Below are 18,035 nucleotides of genomic sequence, written 5' to 3'. Positions count from 1 at the left end.
CCCGGCATGTGGATTATGCCTCCCAAAACCAGGATCGGGGTGGCAGAGTACGGACCGTGACCAGCTCCGCCCTGATTATTGGCAACTAGCGCGCCGGCTTCCCTCTCGCCGAGCGCGCAGACCTCCCGCATCCGCGGGGGGTCTTTTTGTTGCTCCCCTCAAGGCTCGAGAAGAGGACTCCCATGACCTTCCAGGTGTACGACACGACGCTGCGCGACGGCGCCCAGCGCGAGGGGCTCAGCTACTCGGTGGTCGACAAGCTGGCGGTGGCCCGCCTGCTGGACGACCTCGGGGTCGGCTTCATCGAGGGCGGCTGGCCCGGCGCGGTGCCCAAGGACACCGAGTTCTTCCGGCGCGCGCGCACCGAGCTGAAGCTGAAGCACGCGATCCTGGTCGCGTTCGGGGCCACCCGCAAGGTCGGGGTGGCGGTCAACGCCGACCCGCAGGTGCGCGGGCTGCTCGACGCGGAGACCCCGGCGGTGGCCCTGGTCGCCAAGGCGGACCTGCGGCACGTCGAGCGGGCGCTGCGCACCACCGCCGAGGAGAACCTGGCGATGGTCCGGGACACGGTCGCGCACCTGGTGCGGCAGGGCCGGCGGGTCTTCGTCGACGGGGAGCACTTCTTCGACGGCTACCGGCACGACCCGGCGTACACCGCGGCGGTGCTGGAGACGGCGCTGGCCGCCGGCGCCGAGCGGTTCGTGCTCTGCGACACCAACGGCGGGATGCTGCCGTCCCAGATCACCGCCGCCATCGCCGACGTCACCGCGCGCACCGGCGTGGCGCCGGAGCTGCTCGGCATCCACTGCCAGAACGACACCGCCTGCGCGGTGGCCAACACGATCGCCGCGGTCGAGGCCGGCGTCCGACACTTCCAGGGCACCGCCAACGGGTACGGCGAGCGCCCCGGCAACGCCGACATCTTCGCGGTGGTCGCCAACCTCCAGCTCAAGCTCGGGCTGCCCGTCCTGCCGGAGGGCTGCCTGGAACAGATGGTGCGGGTCTCGCACGCCATCGCCGAGATCGCCAACATCGCCCCCGACACCCACCAGGCGTACGTCGGGGCCGCCGCCTTCGCCCACAAGGCCGGGCTGCACGCGAGCGCGATCAAGGTCGACCCGTTGCTCTACAACCACGTGGACCCGTCGGTGGTGGGCAACGACATGCGGATCCTGGTGACCGAGATGGCCGGCCGGGCCAGCATCGAGCTCAAGAGCCGTGAGCTCGGGCTGGACCTGGCCGGCCATCCGGAGGCGCTGTCCACCGTCACCAGGCGGGTCAAGGAGCTGGAGGCCGGCGGCTGGTCGTTCGAGGCCGCCGACGCGTCGTTCGAGCTGCTGGTCCGCGCCGAGCTGCCCGGCCGCGCCGCGCCCCGGCCGTTCGCCCTGGAGTCCTACCGGGTGCTGGTCGAGCACCGCGAGGACGGCGCGGTGGTCTCCGAGGCCACCGTCAAGATCCGGGTACGCGGCGAGCGGGTGATCGCCACCGCCGAGGGGAACGGCCCGGTCAACGCCCTGGACGAGGCGCTGCGGGTGGGGCTGGCCCGGCACTATCCGGAGCTGCGCGACTTCGAGCTGGCCGACTACAAGGTCCGGATCCTGGAGGGCAGCCACGGCACCGGCGCGGTGACCCGGGTGCTGGTGGAGACCGCCGGCGCGGGCCGCGACTGGACCACCGTCGGTGTGCACCCCAACGTGGTCGAGGCGAGCTGGCACGCCCTCGTCGACGCGCTCACCTACGGCCTGGACCGGGCCCGGGTGTAAGGAGGGGGTCCCGCTCAACGCCTGAGGTCAACCAGACGCCCCTGCTCACGCGGCGGGCAGGCGCAGCTCGGCGAGGACGGCCCGGTGGTCGCTGCCGGGGACGGGGTGCACGGCCACCGAGCGGACCGCGATGCGCCGGTCCACCAGCACGTGGTCGATGGTGACCGGCGGGATCAGGTCCCCGTCGTACGGGCCCCAGGTGCCGGCGAGCCCGGCGCCGGCCGCGTCGGCGGCGTCGACGTAGCCGGTGGCGATCAGCTCCCGCAGCGGCGCGTGGTCGAGAGTGGCGTTGAAGTCCCCGGCCAGGATGCTCAGCCGTCCCCGGGGTGTGGCGGGCGGCTGCCCCCGCAGGTCGGTCCACCAGTCGGGGAGCGCCTCGACGGCGTACGGGGCGGCCGGGTGCGCGGATTCCACCCGCAGGGGTGGCGCGCCCGGCACCGCCAGGGTCCCGTACGCCTGGGTAAAGGCGAAGCCCGGGTTGCGCCGGAACCCGCCCTCGCTGAGCGGGAAGCGCGCGTACAGCCCGGAGCCGGTGGTGCCGACCTCGGGGTTGAGCTCCTGGTAGGGGAGCAGGGTGGCCAGCCCGAGGCGGTCCAGTTCGGCCGCGATCCCGGGGGTGAACTCCTGCACGGCCAGCACGTCCACCCGATGCGCGCGGACCAGCTCGACCAGCCTGGCCGGGTCGGCGCCGCCCACCAGCAGGTTGGCGGTGAGCAGGCGAAGCGTGGGGCCACCGACCTCGGGCTGCCCGGCGGCGACCGCGCGGGGCGCCACCACCCCGACCAGCGCCAACGCGATGACCGCCGCGACCACCGCCGCAGCGCGGCGCCGCAGCGCGAGCGCCAGCACCAGCGGCACCAGGGACGCGGCGGCGACGTACGGCGTGAAGGCGACCGCCTGCACCAGCGGCCCGCGCTCCAGTCCGGCCAGCCGGAGCACGGCCCAGGCGGCCACCGGCGCGACGGTGAGCCAGCAGGCGGTGGTGGCGATCCGGCGCGTCCGGACGGTGGCCCGTCCCGCGTCCGTGGTGGTGATCACGGCCGTCACCGTACCGCGCCGGGTGCCGCCACGGTGCCCGCATCACCATTTCACGAATGGTCTCCGATTCACCTTTCACAGTTTTCGGGTCGCCAATCGCGAGTCGACACGCAAATGGGCGCTATTGACCCTCAGCATTTTCCGGTGCTAACTTCCACGTGGTTGAGACGTCGCGACTCTCGGTAGTAAGACCAGGTCAAGCTGGGTGCAGAAGGTTGAGTGTCAACCTTGACGGTGCGGAAAAAACGCGCGGGCTTCCCGATGGCCCGCAGGTTTCTGTGCCCGGCTCTCCGGCAGTAGTCATCCGGCTCGTCAATCGCGGGTCGGCCAGCTCGTCACGGTCACAAAAGGGAGACCTGTCATGGCCATATTCCTCAGACGCAAGGCGGCGGTGGTAGCGCTTGGCGTCCTGACCCTCACCTTGGCCGGCGGGGGCATCGCGGCCGCCGCCCACCCGGCGGCGAAGGCTCCGGCCGAGGTCGCCCAGCCCGGCGCCCGGCAGCCCGGCCAGCAGCCCCCGGTGACCGCCGCCGAGGCCCGGGCGGCGAAGTCCGCGCTGCGGGCGACCCTCGCCCCGCCCGCCGCCGGCACGGTCGCCTGGGCCGTCGTCAGCAGCAACGGCACCCTGCTCCAGCACTCGGCCAACGTCACCGCTGTCACGAAGTTCGCCAGCAATCTGCCGGGCCAGTTCGCGGGGCAGTATCAGGTGACGCTCGACTACGACGTGCGTCTCAAGGCGTACAACGCGACCATCGGCACCAACGACCCGGCCAACGTCCCCCCGGGCGGCGAGATCTCGGCCGCGCCCCGGACCCTGATCCCGAACGCGGTCTTCGTCCAGACCCGCAGCTCCTCCGGCGGGTACGCGGACAGGCCGTTCCACATCGTCATCGCCAACTGACCCGCCCCGCCGCGCTGGCCCCCGCTCCGGCGGGGGCCAGCGCCGTTCGTCGCCCCCGGCCGCCGCGACGGCGACCCGTCTGCGCCCAGCTGCGCCGCCCGCACCCGCTCACCCGGTTGGTGCCCGGCTGGGGGTGTCCTCCCCGTCCGGCTCAGGAACGACCGCCGAGGGGCCGATAATCCGACGTTTGCCGCCGGGCCGGCTCGGGAAGCAAGCACCGTGACGGACATCTCGGACACCCTGGCCAGCGTGCCCAGCCCGGTGGATGCCGATGCGAGCAGCGCCGAGCTGGAACAGACCCTCTTCGAGGTCAAACGCGTGATCGTCGGGCAGGATCGCCTCGTCGAACGCCTGCTCACCGCCCTGATCGCCGACGGCCACTGCCTCTTGGAGGGCGTGCCGGGGGTCGCGAAGACCCTCGCGGCGCAGACCCTCGCCACCGTCGTCGGCGGCACGTTCTCCCGGATCCAGTTCACCCCCGACCTGGTCCCCTCGGACATCGTCGGCACCCGGATCTATCGGGCCTCCACCGAGGCCTTCGACGTCGAACTGGGCCCGATCATGGCGAACCTGGTGCTCGCCGACGAGATCAACCGCGCCCCGGCGAAGGTGCAGTCGGCCCTGCTGGAGGCGATGGCCGAGCGGCAGGTCTCGATCGGCGGCCGGACCTGGTCCGTCCCCGACCCGTTCCTGGTGCTCGCCACCCAGAACCCGATCGAGTCGGAGGGCGTCTACCAGCTTCCCGAGGCGCAGCGGGACCGCTTCCTCATGAAGATCGTGGTCGACTACCCGACCGACGCCGACGAGCTGGCCATCCTCTACCGGATGAGCAGCGACCGGCCGACGGCCCGGCCGGTGCTCGACCCGGCCCGGCTGCGAGAACTCCAGCGCCGGGCCAGCGACATCTTCGTCCACCACGCGCTCGCCGAGTACGTCGTCCGGCTCATCCTCGCTACCCGCGACCCGGGCCGGTTTGGGCTGCCCGAGATCGCGCCGCTGCTGGCGTACGGGGCGAGTCCCCGGGCCACCCTCGGCCTGGTCGCCGCCGCCCGCGCCCAGGCGCTCATCCGGGGCCGGGAGTACGTGCTTCCGGAGGACGTTCGGGAGTTGGCCGTCGACGTGCTCGCCCACCGGCTGGTGCTCTCCTTCGACGCGGTGGCCGACGGCGTCTCCGCCGAGGCGGTGGTACGCCGGCTGATCGAGGCGGTGCCGCCGCCGCGGGTGGTCGCCGGCCACCCCGAGACGGCGCCCGACCTGGCGGCGGCATGAGGCGCCGGGCCGCACCGACCCTGCCCGATCCCGGCCTGGCGGACCTCGCCCCCGACGAGCGGTTGCGCCGGCTGGAACTGACCGTCACCCGCCGGCTCGACGGGCTGCTGCACGGCCAGTACCGCGGTCTGCTGCCCGGCCCGGGCAGCGAGGTGGCCGGCAGCCGCGAGTACCGCCCCGGCGAGGACGAGGTACGCCGGATGGACTGGGCCGTCACCGCCCGGACCACCGTCCCGCACGTACGCGAGGTCGACGCCGACCGGGAGCTGACCACCTGGCTGCTGGTCGACGCCAGTCCCAGCATGGAGTACGGCACGGCCACTCTGGACAAACGGGAACTCGCGGTGGCCGCCGTGGCAGCGGTCGGCTTCCTCACCGCCGGCGTCGGCAGCCGCCTCGGCGCGCTGGTGCTCGCCCCGGAGGGCGTACGCCGGTTCCCGGCCCGGGGTGGGCGTACCCACCTGCTCGGGCTGCTGCGCACCCTGCTGGCCGCGCCCCGCGTCGGCGGATACGACGTGGCGGGACAGCCCGCTGCCGCGGACGCCGCACCGCAACGGCGGCCTCAGTTCGACGCGTCGCGACCTGCCGCCGGCGCCGCCCCACCCGGGCTGGCCGACGGGCTCGACGGGGTCGGGCGGGTGGCCCGGGGGCGGGGCCTGGTGGTGGTGGTCTCCGACTTCCTCGACGGGCTGCCCGACGACCCGGACGCCGCGCCGCCCTGGGAGGTCCTCCTGCGCCGGCTCGCCGTCCGGCACCAGGTGCTCGCCGTGGAGGTGACCGACCCGCGCGAGCTGGAACTGCCGGACGTCGGCCTGGTGACCCTGGTCGACCCGGAGACCGGCCGGCGGCGCGAGGTGTGGACCGGCGACCGGACCCTGCGGGAGCGGTACGCGCAGGCCGCCGCCGCCCAACGCGACCAGGTACGCGCCACGCTGCGCCGGTGCGGGGCCAACCACCTGGCGCTGCGTACCGACCGGGACTGGAGTGCGGACATCGTGCGGCACGTGCACGCCCAGCGCCGGCTGGCCGCCGCGCCGGCCCCGAACCGGGGAGGTGCCGCGTGACCTGGCAGTCACCCGCCCGGCTCTGGCTGCTGCTCGGCGTCGCCGCGCTCGTCGCCGGCTACCTGATGATGCAGCGCCGGCAGAGTCGGTACGCGGTCCGGTTCACCAACCTGCGACTGCTGGACCGGGTCGCGCCGCACCGGCCGGTCTGGCGCCGGCACGTGCCGGCAGGACTCTTCCTCGCCATGCTGGCGCTGCTGGTGGTCGGCTTCGCCCGACCCAGCGCGGAAGTGCGGGTGCCCCGGGAACGGGCCACCGTGATGGTCGCGGTGGACGTCTCCACCTCGATGCTGGCCAGCGACGTCGACCCGGATCGGCTGACCGCCGCCAAGCAGGCCGCCCGCCGGTTCGTCGACGGCTTGCCGAAGGAGTTCAACGTCGGGCTGGTCGCCTTCGCGGGCAGCGCGGCGGTGCTGGTCCCGCCGAGCACCGACCGGGACGCGCTGCACGACGGCGTCGGGCGGCTCGCCGAAGGGATCACCGGCGTCCAGGGCACCGCCATCGGCGAGGCGATCAGCACCTCCCTGGGCGCGGTGAAGAGCCTGGACGCCAAGGCGGCCAAGGATCCGCCGCCGGCCCGGATCATCATCCTCTCCGACGGCGCGAACACCTCCGGCATGGACCCGATGGAGGCCGCCGCCCAGGCCGTGGCGGCGAAGGTCCCGGTGCACACCATCTCCTTCGGCACCCCGTCCGGCTTCGTCGACCGGGGCGGGCGGGCGATCCAGGTGCCGGTGGACGGGCAGACCCTCAAGGCGGTCGCCGACGAGACCGGGGGTGGCTTCCACGAGGCGTCCACCAGCGCCGAGCTGCGCGCCGTCTACGAGGACATCGGCACCTCGGTCGGCTATCGCAAGGAACGGCAGGACATCTCCGCCCGCTTCATCGGCCTGGGGCTGGTCTTCGCCATGGGTGCGGCCGCCGGATCCCTGCGGTGGTTCTCCCGGCTGCCCTGACCCGTACCACCCGTCCGCGACGACGGCACGACACGTGAGGAGCCAGGTATGGCAGTGCAGACCGGACTCGGCGAGCCACGCGGCCCGTGGTTCGTCTCGCCCGAGCTGGATCCGGACGGGCGCGGGCGCTGGGACGTACCCGGGTCCGAGCAGGGTCCGGGGCGGCGTGGCTGGCGCGGGCGGATGCTGACCGCGCTCGCGGTGGTGGCCCTGTCGACGGTCTCCGGTGCGGCGGCCGGCAGCTGGGTGGCCGGCCGGGACGCGCCCGGGCCCGCGGCGGCGTCCGCCGCGCCGGTGCCGGCGGAACTGGTCACCGCGGCCGAGAAGACCGTGCCGGGGGTGGTCTCGGTGATGGTCGGCAGCGGGTCCGGGGCGTCGGCCAGCGGTTCCGGTTTCGCCATCGACCACGAGCAGCACATCGTGACCAACGACCACATCCTGGCCAAGGGGGGCGCCGGTCCGGTGACCGTGGAGACCTCCGACGGCCGGCGGTTCACCGCCGAGGTGGTGGGTCGGGAGCCGGGCAGCGACCTGGCGGTGCTCAAGGTGCCCGCCTCGGCCGGGTTGTCGCCGCTGCCGCTGGCCAAGCCGAACACCACCCGGGTCGGCGAGCCGGTGCTCGCGGTCGGTTCCCCGCTCGGCCTGTCCGGCACGGTGACCGCCGGCATCGTCAGCGCGCTCAACCGTCAGGTACGCATCGGCAACGGCCGGCACACCGCGGTGCAGACCGACGCCTCGATCAACCCGGGCAACTCGGGTGGCCCGCTGGTCAACGCGCGGGGTGAGGTGGTCGGGGTGAACACGGCCATCGCCACCATCGACGGCACCGGTTCGATCGGCATCGGGTTCGCCATCCCGATCGACCAGGTCCAGCAGACCGCCGACACCATCATCGGCCGGGGCGGCTGACCGGACGTTGACCTGCGCCGCCCTACCGGACCATCGCGCCGCATCGGGGTGAACTGTCGGATATCCGGCGTGGGACCATCGGGCCATGGAAATATTACGCTGAGTATGGATACTGGCGTGGGTGGAGCAAGCTGTCATTGCGGCCCTCCTCCTGGTGGGCCTGGTCATCGGCGCCGGCGTCGGCGCGTCCTACGCCCGCGCGAAGCGTGGCTGGAAGGACTACAAGACCGCCCGTAACATCGTCCCGGGCACCCGGCGGACCGCCTGGCTGGCGATCCGCGCGGTCATCACCAAGCTCGGCGTGATCGCCCTGCTGCTTGTCGGCGCGGCCGCGTACGCGGCGGTCGGGTCGGACCACGAGCGGGCCGGGCCGACGCCCACCCCGACCGTAACTCCCACGCCGAGTCACCGGGGCGGGCGATAGCCTCATGGCGTGGACGACGGACTGCGGGTGACCGACCGGCTCGTGGTCCCCGCCGGCGAGCTGCGGGAACGCTTCTCCCGCTCGTCGGGGCCGGGCGGGCAGGGGGTCAACACCACCGACTCCCGGGTGGAGCTCAGCTTCGACCTGGCCGGCTCACCGAGCGTGCCCGAGCCGCTGCGGGCCCGCGCGCTGGACCGGCTCGCCGGGCGGCTGGTCGACGGCGTGCTGACCGTCACCGCCAGCGAGCACCGGGCGCAACTGGCCAACCGGGAGGCGGCCCGCGAACGGATGGCCGGCCTGCTGCGGGAGGCGGTCGCCCCGCCCGCCAAGCCCCGCCGCCCGACCCGCCCGTCCCGCGCCGCGAAGGAGCGCCGGCTGGCCGACAAGAAGCGCCAGGCCCAGCGCAAGCGCGACCGCCGAATGGACGGCGACTGACCGGCCCGGCGCGGAAACGATTTTGCGGCCCACCGGGCCGCCGACCAGAATGCGCCGGTGCCCGTCGACGTCTCCCCACCCGCACCGTCGGACAGCCCAGCTGCTCGCGCCGGCTTCTGGCAGCTGAGTGACTGAGAGCGTTGGTCAGCCGTCCGAGGCGGCCAGGAGCCGGTCGCACTCCGCGATCAGGCGCGTGCGCAGCGGCGCGGCCTGTTCCGCGAACGACCGCTGTGCCAGCACGTACTCGTGCCGGCCCTCGATGGTCTCGATTCTGACGGGCGAGTAGCCCAGCTCGGTGAGGTCGTACGGAGAGGCCCGCATGTCCAGGGTCCGGATCGCTCTCGCCAGCTCGAAGCAGTCGGCTACGAGTTCCGAGGGGACCAGGGGCGAGAGCTTGTAGGAATGCTTGTAGAGGTCCATGTTGGCGTGCAGGCAGCCCGGCTGCTCCAGCGCGTGCTGGCTCTCCCGGGTCGGGGTGAGCAGGTTCAGCGGCCGGGCCGGCGCAGTGAAGAAGCGGAACGCGTCGAAGTGGCTGCACCGCACGCCCCGCTCCTCCACCACGGCGGCGGTCGCCGCCGGGCTGAGCCGCAGCGGCCAGGCGTTGTGCCGTACCTCGTCCTGGGTCTGCCGGTAGACCATCGCCCACTCGTGCAGGCCGAAGCAGCCGAACTGGGCCGGCCGGCCGGCGGTCGCCGCGAGCAGCGTACGGATCCAGGTGATCGACTCGACGCGCCGGGCGCGTACCTGCCCGGTGTCGAGGGTGAGGCCGTCGGCGCCCGCGCGGTAGTCCCGACCGAACTCGGCCGGGTCCGCGTCGCGCAGCACCACGCCCGCGCCCGGGTGCCAGCGGCGCAACTGCGCCGGACGGTACGAGTAGTAGGTGAAGAGGAAGTCCTCCACCGGGTGCTTCACCCCGGAGCGCCGGCGGGCCAGGTGCGGCGTCAGCCAGGCGTCCGTCCGCTCCTCGTGAGCCCGCCGCCGGGCCTGCCAGTCGGCCGCGTCGAGCACGGTGGCGGGGGCGAGGGCGGCGGTCACGGACCCCAGGGTACGACCGCCGCCCGAACCCCGGGTCAGGGCACGTCCACCCGCACGCCGGCGGAGAAGACCCCGCTGCGCAGCTCCAACTGCCTCGGCGGGTCGGTGCCGTGCACGGTGAAGACCAGCGGCAGGAGCACCCGGCTACCCGCGGCGACCGGCTGGGCGAAGACGTCCCGCCCGAGGTTGGCCACCCGGGTGGCGTCCTCGTCGGCGGCAACCCAGTTGCCGCCCGGCAGGTACGCCCGTTGCAGCTGACCGTGCCAGGTCTGCTCGCCCTGCGTGAGGTTGCGCACCCCGACCGTGGCCAGGCACTGCCGGCCGCCCGCCTGGGCGCTGGGCAGGCCCTGCGTGCCGCAGGCCACCCGGTAGACGGTGAACTCGAACGCCGCCTCCCGCAGCGGGACGCCGAGCGCCCCGGTGACGCTCCGGCCGATCCACGCGCCGCTGGTCGGCTGCTTGTTGGTGTCGATCGCGGAGACCCGCTGGGTGGCCGTCCAGGCGCCCACCCCGACCAGGCCGGCCAGCACCGCCGCCGCGACCCCGACCAGCAGCCAGACCGGCGGCTTGCGGCGCTGCCCGGGCAGCGATGGCATGGCCCGGCGCGGGTAGACAGTCCCGCGGCCCGCCGGGCTGCCCGCTACGGGGTGCACCGGACCGCCCGTCCCACGGGTTGCCGGGGCACCCGCCGCCGGGCCGCCCGCTCCGGGGCTTGCCGGGCCACCCGGGCCGGGGCTGGCCGGGCCACCCGCCCCGCGGGCGAGGGCCGGATCGCCGGCGCCCGTCGCCACGCGGGAGCGCTGCCGGCGGCGTTGCCACCACCACAACAGCACGCCGACGGTGACGACCAGGACCGCGGCGAGCGCGCCCAGCAGCACCGGCGGTCGCCGCCACACCGGGGCCGCGGTCACCTTCGCCACGGGAACGCCCGGTCCCGTCCAGGTCGCCGTGGCGCAGTCGTACGGCCGGGTCCCGTCGGTCCCGTACGCGCAGGCCGGCGCGGTCACCGACCGCCCCTGGGTGGTCGTGCTGAGCGCGGTGTGCAACGTGGTGGTGCTCCGCGCCGGCAACCGCAGCCGCCAGGTGACCTCGTTCACGCCGGACGACCCGATCGCGCGGGTGGCCCGACCGCCGGCGGTCACCGTGGTCGCCTGCGACCCGGCCGGCAGCTCCTGCCGTACGGTCGTGTCGACCGGCGTGTTTCCGGCGTTGCGTACCTCGATCTGGTAGCCGGGCGCCGGGGTGTTGGCCGCGGTCATCGCCACGGTGACCGGCGGCTTGGACATCTGGATCGGGGCCGGACTCGCCGGCGGCACCGCGGGCGGCGCCGCGGGCATCCCGGTCGGGATCGGCGTGGCGCGCTCCGCCGGGGCGGGTGCCGCCGCGGCCGGTCCCGGCTGGGCGGGTGCTGCCGCCGCCCGGGGTGCCGTGCCGGGCAGCGCCGGTACGGCGGCGAGCACGCCGAGGCAGTTCACGATCACTGCCAGGGTCCTGTGGTGCCGTCTCGATGCAGGCATACGAACGCACCTCCGGACCCGAAGCTATGGGCCCGGCCCCGCCGGGTGGGTACGAAGTCGGCATTTTCGCCCCGGCCCGCCGCCGGCCACGTACGCTGGCTCGCCCGGTCCGGCGACGTTCCGGCGCCCGGCGGAACCGCACGCCGTCGGGGCCCGCCCGGCGCCCGGCGGGCTTGCCCGCCGCCTGGTCCGGAGGCGGGCCGGTGGCTCGTGGCGGCCGGTGTCCGGCGGAGCCGCGCGGCGGGCCGGCCGCGCCCGACGTGGGCCGGCCGGTGGCGGGGATAGATTGGCCGGGTGCGTATCGCTCGTTTTGCTCATGCCAAGGGAATGTCGTTCGGGGCCGTCGAGGGCGAGCCGGAGGCCGGGCCGCAGGGCCTGACCATCGCCGAGATCGACGGGCACCCCTTCGGGCAGATCCAGTTCTCCGGCGCCCGCTGGGCGCTCTCCGACGTGCGGCTGCTCTCACCGATCCTGCCGAGCAAGGTGGTCTGCGTCGGCCGCAACTACGCCGAGCACGCCGCCGAGCACGGCAGCGACGTGCCCAAGGAGCCGCTGCTGTTTTTGAAGCCGTCCACCTCGGTGATCGGTCCGCAGGACGCGATCCGCCTGCCGATCTTCTCCAAGCAGGTCGAGCACGAGGCGGAGCTGGCCGTGGTGATCGGCGCCCCGGGGGCGCGCCGGGCCGACCGGGCCGCCGCCGAGCGGGCCATCTTCGGCTACACCTGCGCCAACGACGTCACCGCCCGGGACCTCCAGCGCTCCGACGGGCAGTGGACCCGGGCCAAGGGCTTCGACTCGTTCTGCCCCCTCGGTCCGTGGATCACGACCGGGCTGGACGTCTCCGACCTGGAGATCCGCTGTGAGGTGGGTCGCGATCCCGAGGAGATGGAGGTACGCCAGCTCGGCCGGACCAAGGACATGGTCTTCGACGTGCCGGCCCTGGTGTCGTACATCTCCCACGTGATGACGTTGCTCCCGGGTGACGTGGTGCTGACCGGCACCCCGGCGGGGGTTAGCCCGCTCACCGACGGGGATACGGTCACCGTGCGGATCGAGGGGATCGGCGAACTCACCAACCCGGTGGTGCCGGTCGCCTGATGCGTCCGACGTCTCGTTTCCGCAGGTCAGGTGCGGTTCGAGGGGTTGGATTTGGCCTGCCGGCACCGGGAGGGTAAAGTTCATTCCCGGCGCCGCAAGGGGCCAATGGGGTATGGGGTAATTGGCAGCCCGACTGATTCTGGTTCAGTTAGTCTAGGTTCGAGTCCTGGTACCCCAGCGCAGCCGCGGGTTCGTGAGAATCCTCGGACGCTGGATTCTGGCGGAGTTTGCTCCGCTCCTCGCGCGAGGGGCGGCAGGTGATCTCTGATAGAGTGCAGCTTCCTCACCGAGCGGGTGAGGAAGCAGATAGTTCTGGCCCCGTCGTCTAGCGGCCCAGGACGCCGCCCTCTCAAGGCGGTAGCGCCGGTTCGAATCCGGTCGGGGCTACGTCGTCGGCAGCCCGTCCCACCTCGTGGGGCGGGCTGTTTCGTGTCCGGCGGTGTTGCCGCTCGTACCCGGCCGGCCGTTGGCCTCCGCACCGGGCGGCCTGTCGTTCGCGCCGGAGCGGGGCGTTGTCGCCAGCCCCAGATTGCCGGTGCCGGACTCGGCGCGGCGGGAGGATGCGGCCATCCCCGTTGCCGTGCCCGCCGGGCGTGCCGCTAGACTAACCCCGCACCGCTCGTCAGGGCGGTGAAGCAGGAAAAGTGCCTGGCCCCGTCGTCTAGCGGCCCAGGACGCCGCCCTCTCAAGGCGGTAGCGCCGGTTCGAATCCGGTCGGGGCTACCACGCTCAACGGCCCGTCCCACCTGGTGTGGGCGGGCCGTTCGCCGTTCCCGCCCACCCTTCACGCTCCCCGCCCGCCCCTGGTGATCAAGAGGTTTACGTCACCGACGCCCCGATCGGCGACGCAAACTTCTTGATCAACGCGGCGATTGGGGGAGGGGAGGGGGCAGGGTGGGGGTTAGAGGCCGGAGAGGCGTTGGCCGGCGCGGACCACGGCCATGGCGTGGCGTTCGCCGGGGCGGCGGCCGAGGCGCTCGATCGGGCCGGAGATGCTGATCGCGGCGATCACCCGGCCGGTACGGTCGCGGATGGGAGCCGAGACGCTCGCCACACCCGCCTCCCGCTCGCCGACGCTCTGCGCCCAGCCGCGGCGGCGTACCTCGGCCAGGGTGCGGCCGGTGAACTTGGACCGGGGCAGCAGCGGCATGACCGCCTCGGGCGGCTCCCAGGCGAGCAGGATCTGCGCCGCGGAACCGGCCGTCATGGGCAGCACCGAGCCGACCGGCACGGTGTCCCGCAGGCCGCTGGCCCGCTCGGCGGCGGCCACGCAGATGCGCTCGTCGGCGCGGCGCAGGTAGAGCTGGGCGCTCTCGCCGGTGGCGTCGCGCAGCGCGGCGAGCAGCGGCTCGGCCGCAGTGAGCAGGACGTCCGGCGCGGCGTTCGCCAACTCGCCGAGCCGGGGGCCCGGGCGCCAGCGCCCCTGGGTGTCCCGGACCAGCATCCGATGGATCTCCAGCGCCTGCGCCAGCCGGTGCGCGGTGGCCCGGGGCAGCTTGGTGCGTTCAACGAGTTCGGCCAGGCTGGCGCCGTCGACACAGGCGGCCAGGATGACCACCGCCTTGTCGAGAACGCCGACACCGCTCATACTGTGTCCCACAAGCCGAAACATACCTCCCAGAATTTAGGATGTCCAGATGGTGGGAGTCACTCAACCGAGGACCCTGGCCGAGAAGGTCTGGGACGCGCACGTCGTCCGATCCGCCGACGGCGAGCCGGATCTGCTCTTCATCGACCTGCACCTGCTCCACGAGGTCACCAGCCCGCAGGCGTTCGACGGGCTGCGCCTGGCCGGTCGCCGGGTCCGCCGTACCGACCTGACGATCGCGACCGAGGACCACAACACCCCGACCGGGTACGACGACCCGGCGTTCCGGTCCCGGCGCGGCGACCTGCTCACGATCGCGGACCCCACCTCCCGCACACAGATCGAGACGCTGCGCCGCAACTGCGCCGAGTTCGGCGTACGGCTGCACCCGCTGGGCGACGAGAACCAGGGCATCGTGCACGTCATCGGCCCGCAGCTGGGTCTCACCCAGCCCGGCATGACGATCGTCTGTGGCGATTCGCACACCGCCACCCACGGCGCCTTCGGCGCGCTCGCGTTCGGCATTGGCACCAGCGAGGTGGAGCACGTGCTGGCCACCCAGACGCTGCCGCAGGCCCGCCCGAAGACCATGGCGGTGAACGTCACCGGCCAGCTCGCTCCCGGCGTCACCGCCAAGGACCTGGTGCTGGCGCTGATCGCCCAGGTGGGCACCGGCGGTGGGCGCGGCCACATCGTCGAGTACCGGGGCGAGGCGATCCGCGACCTCTCCATGGAGGGGCGGATGACCATCGCCAACATGTCCATCGAGTGGGGCGCCAAGGCCGGCATGATCGCGCCGGACGAGACGACCTTCGCGTACCTGAAGGGGCGGCCGAACGCGCCGCAGGGGGCCGACTGGGACGCCGCGGTGGCGTACTGGAAGACGCTCCCCACCGACGACGGGGCGACCTTCGACGCGGAGGTGACCCTGGACGCCAGCCGGATCACGCCGTTCGTCACCTGGGGCACCAACCCGGGTCAGGGCGCCCCGCTCGGCACCGCCGTGCCGGACCCGGAGGAGTTCGTCACCGAGCCGGAGCGGGCCGCCGCCCGCCGGGCCCTGGAATACATGGACCTCAAGCCCGGCACCCCGCTGCGCGACCTGGCCGTCGACGTGGTCTTCGTCGGTTCCTGCACCAACGGCCGGCTGGAGGACCTCCGCGCCGCCGCCGACGTGCTGCGCGGACACCAGGTGGCCGACGGCGTACGCATGCTGGTGGTCCCCGGCTCCGCCGCCGTGCGCGAAGCGGCCGAGGCGGAGGGGCTGGACAAGGTCTTCACCGACGCCGGCGCCGAGTGGCGCTTCGCCGGCTGTTCCATGTGCCTCGGGATGAACCCGGACACCCTGTCGCCGGGCCAGCGCTCGGCCTCGACCTCCAACCGCAACTTCGAGGGCCGCCAGGGCCGGGGCGGGCGTACCCACCTGGTATCCCCGCCGGTCGCCGCCGCCACCGCCGTGGTCGGCCGGCTGGCCGCCCCCGCCGACCTGTAGAAGGGCAGCCGAGAGATGGACAAGTTCACCACCCACACCGGCACCGCGGTGCCGCTGCGCCGGTCCAACGTGGACACCGATCAGATCATCCCCGCCGTGTACCTCAAGCGGGTGACCCGGACCGGGTTCGCGGACGGGCTCTTCAGCGCGTGGCGGGAGGACCCGTCATTCGTCCTCAACGATCCCTCCTATTCGGGAGCGTCGATTCTGGTCGCCGGCCCCGAGTTCGGTACGGGCTCCTCACGGGAGCACGCCGTGTGGGCCCTGCGGGACTGGGGCTTCCGCGCTGTGATCTCTCCTCGCTTCGGCGACATCTTCCGTGGCAACGCGCTGAAGGAAGGCCTCCTTCCGGTCGAGCTGGAATTGAAAGCCGTGGCGGAACTCTGGGATCTCGTGGAATCGGACCCCACCACCCCGGTCACGGTCGACCTCACCGCCCGCCAGGTCCGCGCCGGGGACGCCACCTGGGCCTTCCCGCTGGACGACCACAGCCGCTGGCGGCTGATGGAGGGCTTGGATGACATTGGACTCACCCTCCGGCACGAGGCCGAGATCGGCGCGTACGAGGCGTCCCGGCCGTCGTTCCTGCCCTCGGTGGCGTAGCCGTACGCCCGAGCGCACATCGGTTTTCGCCCCCACCGGTTCGCCGGTGGGGGCGAATCCGTTACGACACAAGGCCTTTTTTCCACCGAATGTTTGTGTCCCGGCAGCACAGGGCATACCGTGCGCGCAGAATGGCTCGCGTCGAGTCAGTTGCACAATCGGGAGGAAGTCGTGAACAAGGCCGAGCTCATCGAGGCGCTCGCCGTTCGCCTGGGGGACCGGAAGACGGCGACGGCCGCGCTCGACGCGGTCCTCGCTGAGGTCCAGGGGGCGGTCACCAAGGGCGAGAAGGTGGCGATCACCGGATTCGGAGCGTTCGAAAAGCGTGTCCGGGGCGCCCGAACAGCGCGCAACCCGCGGACCGGCGAGGCGGTGAAGGTCAAGAAGACCTCCGTCCCGACCTTCCGCCCGGGCGCTGGCTTCAAGGAGATGGTGGCCAGCGGCAAGGTGCCGAAGGCCACGGCCGCTGCCAAGAAGATTGCCGCCGCCGCAGCCAAGACCACCGGAGCGAAGGCGACCGGGGCCAAGGCGACCGGGGCCAAGGCGACCGCGGCGAAGAAGACCGCCGCGGCCGGTGCCGCCAAGAAGACCACGGCGGCGAAGGCGGCCAAGGCGACCGCGGCGAAGAAGGCCGCGCCGGCGAAGAAGGCCGCCGCGGCCAAGACGACCGCGGCGAAGAAGACCGCCGCGGCGAAGAAGACCGCCGCGGCCAAGAAGACCACCGCCGCCAAGAAGACGACGGTGGCCAAGAAGACCACGGCGGCGAAGAAGACGACGGCGGCGAAGAAGACCACGGCCGCCAAGAAGGCACCCGCGAAGAAGGCGCCGGCCAAGAAGACCGCCACGCGGCGCTGACCGTACCGGCCCAAAAGGGCGCCCACCGCTCGCGGTGGGCGCCCTTTTCCATGGGTACGCCGGAGACCGGCGGCGCGGTCGACCGGCCGGAGCAGTCCGCGCGCCGAACCCGCCACCCACCGGCAACCGCGTGGAGCAGCACGGGCGTGCCGGTGGTGGGTCTCCACAACGGCGGCGCCAGCCAGGGGGCTCTTCCCCTACAGCCGGTCGGCGGCCAGCAGGCGGCTGCCGGTGAAGGCGAGCAGCCAGCCGCCGCCCTTCGGGGTGGTGAAGTCGCCGGCCCCGCCGGTCAGCCGCTCCAGCATGCCCGGGATCACCTTGCCCTGGCTGCACACCGCGACCGGGTCGCCGGCCTCGGCCAGCTCAGTCAGCCGGGCCGCCGCGGCCAACACGCACTCGTCCGGTTGCTGGCCGGGTTTCGGTTCGTCCAGGTCACCGGCCACCTCGATGGGCAGGTCGAGCCGGGCGGCCGCCGGGTCGAGGGTCTGCACGCAGCGCCGGGCCGAGGCGGCGAGCAGGCGTACCGGGCGAACCAGGGCCACCAGCTCGGCCAGGGCCTGCGCCTGGGCCCAGCCCTCCGCGTCCAGCGGCCGGCCGGCGTCCGGGCCGGTCCAGGTGCCCCGCCTGCCGGCGTGCCCGTGCCGGACCAGCAGCACGGTGGCGGTCACCGGCGGCAGCGCCGCGAACGCGGCGATCACCTCGCCGTCGTGCGGGTAGCTGACCCGGCGTACCGCCTCGTCGACGGGGAGCCAGTGCACCTGGTCCACCTCGGTGTCCGGCTGGAAGCCGCCCTCCGCCACGGCCCGCATCGACCAGTAGTCGACCGCCTTCGGCCGGCCCTCGCTGCGGTAGCGGATCGTCGGCAGGCGGACCTGCGGCACGGCCCGGACATCGGCCTCCTCGGCGACCTCGCGGACCGCCGCCCGCAGCGGGTGCTCGCCGGGATCCAGCTTGCCCTTGGGCAGCGACCAGTCGTCGTACCGGGGGCGGTGCACCACGCAGACCTCGACGCTGGCCGCCGCCGGGCGCCAGACGACGCCGCCCGCCGCCCGGATCCGCACCGGCTCGTCGTCCGTCATCCGCTCACC

At 73.4% G+C, this 18,035-nt stretch carries 17 protein-coding genes and 3 tRNA genes; 15 read left to right on the top strand and 5 right to left on the bottom strand.

The genetic code is table 11. The features are described 5' to 3' along the window. Positions 1 to 182: 182 nt before the first annotated feature. Positions 183 to 1,763 carry a citramalate synthase gene (gene cimA, locus ABZ783_RS02130; protein WP_357433820.1) on the top strand — a complete coding sequence of 527 codons (1,581 nt, stop codon included), beginning with the start codon at positions 183 to 185 and terminating at the stop codon, positions 1,761 to 1,763. A gap of 45 nt (positions 1,764 to 1,808) precedes the next feature. On the opposite strand, the gene ABZ783_RS02125 is transcribed toward cimA, so the two are convergent. Then, the gene (locus tag ABZ783_RS02125) at positions 1,809 to 2,798 is read right to left on the bottom strand and encodes an endonuclease/exonuclease/phosphatase family protein (protein ID WP_357434298.1); all 990 of its coding nucleotides are present in this window, start codon (positions 2,796 to 2,798) and stop codon (positions 1,809 to 1,811) included. 364 nt (positions 2,799 to 3,162) lie between these two features. On the opposite strand from ABZ783_RS02125, the gene ABZ783_RS02120 reads away from it, so the two are divergent. From ABZ783_RS02120 to arfB, 7 genes are all read left to right on the top strand, one after another. Further along, positions 3,163 to 3,702, top strand: coding sequence for a hypothetical protein (locus ABZ783_RS02120; RefSeq protein WP_357433818.1), 540 nt, complete (start codon positions 3,163 to 3,165; stop codon positions 3,700 to 3,702). 219 nt (positions 3,703 to 3,921) lie between these two features. Next, positions 3,922 to 4,971: a MoxR family ATPase gene (locus ABZ783_RS02115; protein WP_073832460.1), complete on the top strand. Its 1,050-nt coding sequence runs from the start codon at positions 3,922 to 3,924 to the stop codon at positions 4,969 to 4,971. After that, positions 4,968 to 6,035, top strand: coding sequence for a DUF58 domain-containing protein (locus tag ABZ783_RS02110; RefSeq protein WP_357433816.1), 1,068 nt, complete (start codon positions 4,968 to 4,970; stop codon positions 6,033 to 6,035). The genes ABZ783_RS02115 and ABZ783_RS02110 overlap by 4 nt, the downstream gene beginning before the upstream one ends. Beyond that, positions 6,032 to 6,991 (top strand): VWA domain-containing protein, encoded by a 960-nt coding sequence (locus ABZ783_RS02105; protein ID WP_357433814.1) that lies wholly within the window; start codon positions 6,032 to 6,034, stop codon positions 6,989 to 6,991. The genes ABZ783_RS02110 and ABZ783_RS02105 overlap by 4 nt, the downstream gene beginning before the upstream one ends. Positions 6,992 to 7,039: 48 nt before the next feature. Then, positions 7,040 to 7,900: a trypsin-like peptidase domain-containing protein gene (locus ABZ783_RS02100; RefSeq protein ID WP_357433812.1), complete on the top strand. Its 861-nt coding sequence runs from the start codon at positions 7,040 to 7,042 to the stop codon at positions 7,898 to 7,900. Between the two features lie 121 nt (positions 7,901 to 8,021). Further along, the gene (locus tag ABZ783_RS02095; RefSeq protein WP_357433810.1) at positions 8,022 to 8,324 is read left to right on the top strand and encodes a hypothetical protein; all 303 of its coding nucleotides are present in this window, start codon (positions 8,022 to 8,024) and stop codon (positions 8,322 to 8,324) included. A 9-nt stretch (positions 8,325 to 8,333) separates the two neighbouring features. Beyond that, positions 8,334 to 8,759: an alternative ribosome rescue aminoacyl-tRNA hydrolase ArfB gene (arfB, locus tag ABZ783_RS02090; RefSeq protein ID WP_357433808.1), complete on the top strand. Its 426-nt coding sequence runs from the start codon at positions 8,334 to 8,336 to the stop codon at positions 8,757 to 8,759. A 144-nt stretch (positions 8,760 to 8,903) separates the two neighbouring features. Here the strand turns inward: arfB and ABZ783_RS02085 are convergent, their stop codons facing one another. After that, positions 8,904 to 9,794, bottom strand: coding sequence for a 3-methyladenine DNA glycosylase (locus ABZ783_RS02085; RefSeq protein ID WP_357433806.1), 891 nt, complete (start codon positions 9,792 to 9,794; stop codon positions 8,904 to 8,906). A gap of 35 nt (positions 9,795 to 9,829) precedes the next feature. Beyond that, complete coding sequence (locus ABZ783_RS02080) at positions 9,830 to 11,275, bottom strand: hypothetical protein (RefSeq protein ID WP_357433804.1); 1,446 nt, start codon at positions 11,273 to 11,275, stop codon at positions 9,830 to 9,832. A gap of 330 nt (positions 11,276 to 11,605) precedes the next feature. On the opposite strand from ABZ783_RS02080, the gene ABZ783_RS02075 reads away from it, so the two are divergent. The 4 genes from ABZ783_RS02075 (at position 11,606) to ABZ783_RS02060 (ending at position 13,135) form a co-directional block, all read left to right on the top strand. Then, positions 11,606 to 12,409 (top strand): fumarylacetoacetate hydrolase family protein, encoded by an 804-nt coding sequence (locus ABZ783_RS02075; protein WP_357433802.1) that lies wholly within the window; start codon positions 11,606 to 11,608, stop codon positions 12,407 to 12,409. Positions 12,410 to 12,515: 106 nt separating this feature from the next. Further along, a tRNA-Gln gene (locus ABZ783_RS02070) sits at positions 12,516 to 12,587 on the top strand. Between the two features lie 136 nt (positions 12,588 to 12,723). Continuing rightward, positions 12,724 to 12,796: transfer RNA gene (locus tag ABZ783_RS02065), tRNA-Glu, on the top strand. Between the two features lie 263 nt (positions 12,797 to 13,059). After that, positions 13,060 to 13,135: transfer RNA gene (locus ABZ783_RS02060), tRNA-Glu, on the top strand. 175 nt (positions 13,136 to 13,310) lie between these two features. On the opposite strand, the gene ABZ783_RS02055 is transcribed toward ABZ783_RS02060, so the two are convergent. Further along, positions 13,311 to 13,997, bottom strand: a complete 687-nt coding sequence (locus ABZ783_RS02055) for an IclR family transcriptional regulator (RefSeq protein WP_073832469.1) — start codon at positions 13,995 to 13,997, stop codon at positions 13,311 to 13,313. Positions 13,998 to 14,046: 49 nt separating this feature from the next. Here ABZ783_RS02055 and leuC point away from each other — a divergent pair, with 49 nt between their 5' ends. The 3 genes from leuC (at position 14,047) to ABZ783_RS02040 (ending at position 16,947) form a co-directional block, all read left to right on the top strand. Beyond that, on the top strand, positions 14,047 to 15,489 hold the full coding sequence (leuC, locus tag ABZ783_RS02050; protein WP_357433800.1) for a 3-isopropylmalate dehydratase large subunit: 1,443 nt from the start codon (positions 14,047 to 14,049) through the stop codon (positions 15,487 to 15,489). A 15-nt stretch (positions 15,490 to 15,504) separates the two neighbouring features. Continuing rightward, positions 15,505 to 16,092 carry a 3-isopropylmalate dehydratase small subunit gene (leuD, locus tag ABZ783_RS02045; RefSeq protein ID WP_357433798.1) on the top strand — a complete coding sequence of 196 codons (588 nt, stop codon included), beginning with the start codon at positions 15,505 to 15,507 and terminating at the stop codon, positions 16,090 to 16,092. Positions 16,093 to 16,263: 171 nt separating this feature from the next. After that, positions 16,264 to 16,947 carry an HU family DNA-binding protein gene (locus ABZ783_RS02040; protein ID WP_357433796.1) on the top strand — a complete coding sequence of 228 codons (684 nt, stop codon included), beginning with the start codon at positions 16,264 to 16,266 and terminating at the stop codon, positions 16,945 to 16,947. A gap of 197 nt (positions 16,948 to 17,144) precedes the next feature. Here ABZ783_RS02040 and ABZ783_RS02035 read toward each other — a convergent pair whose 3' ends face one another. Next, positions 17,145 to 18,026: an NUDIX hydrolase gene (locus ABZ783_RS02035; protein WP_357433794.1), complete on the bottom strand. Its 882-nt coding sequence runs from the start codon at positions 18,024 to 18,026 to the stop codon at positions 17,145 to 17,147. Positions 18,027 to 18,035 lie beyond the last annotated feature (9 nt).

It is taken from the genome of Micromonospora sp. NPDC047738 (genome assembly GCF_040642675.1).
In the GTDB taxonomy this organism is placed as follows: domain Bacteria; phylum Actinomycetota; class Actinomycetes; order Mycobacteriales; family Micromonosporaceae; genus Micromonospora.
This window is presented reverse-complemented; position numbering and strand designations above follow the sequence as displayed.